Source organism: Gordonia sp. UBA5067 (assembly GCF_002414845.1).
In the GTDB taxonomy this organism is placed as follows: Bacteria; Actinomycetota; Actinomycetes; order Mycobacteriales; family Mycobacteriaceae; genus Gordonia; species Gordonia defluvii.
This window is the reverse complement of sequence record NZ_DIAX01000014.1, coordinates 16,737-17,225: the sequence shown is the minus strand read 5'-3', so window position 1 is coordinate 17,225 and position 489 is coordinate 16,737. Positions and strand designations below refer to the sequence as shown.

1 protein-coding gene is annotated in these 489 nt (G+C 62.4%); it reads right to left on the bottom strand.

The genetic code is table 11. The features are described 5' to 3' along the window. Nucleotides 1-183: 183 nt before the first annotated feature. Nucleotides 184-489: AMP-binding protein (locus tag B4M62_RS02480; RefSeq protein ID WP_290704679.1), on the bottom strand; the 306-nt coding region annotated here is incomplete at its 5' end.

Genomic DNA, 489 nt, shown 5'->3' with positions numbered 1-489 from the left:
GTCTTCACCGAGGATCTCATCGAGACGTGGATCCGGATCAAGCGGGAGGACGAGATCCTGCCGACGCAGATCCGCCCACACCCTTACGAATTCCAGCTCTACTACGACTGCTGAGCACGGAATACCCACACTGCCCGTTCACCATTGGTGGACGGGCAGTGTGCGCTTCGGGCTTATGCTGCACTACCCGACGTCGCCGTCCCGTAACACTCGACGAAGGATCTTGCCCGTCGCCGTGGTGGGCAGCGAGTCGGTCACCACGATCCGACGGGGACGCTTGTACGCCGCCAAGTGGCCGCGCGTATAGGCGTCGAGGGCTTGGAGCAACAGCGCAATCATCACGTGCGCGACCAATCCGGTGATGTGGAACAGTGGCGCAATGCCAAGGATCACGTCGTCACCGGTCAAGCCGACCCAGTCCCGGTAGGTCTGCGCGTCGAACGTCAGGTTGTGATGGGTGTTCATCGCCCCCTTCGGCTGCCCGGTGGT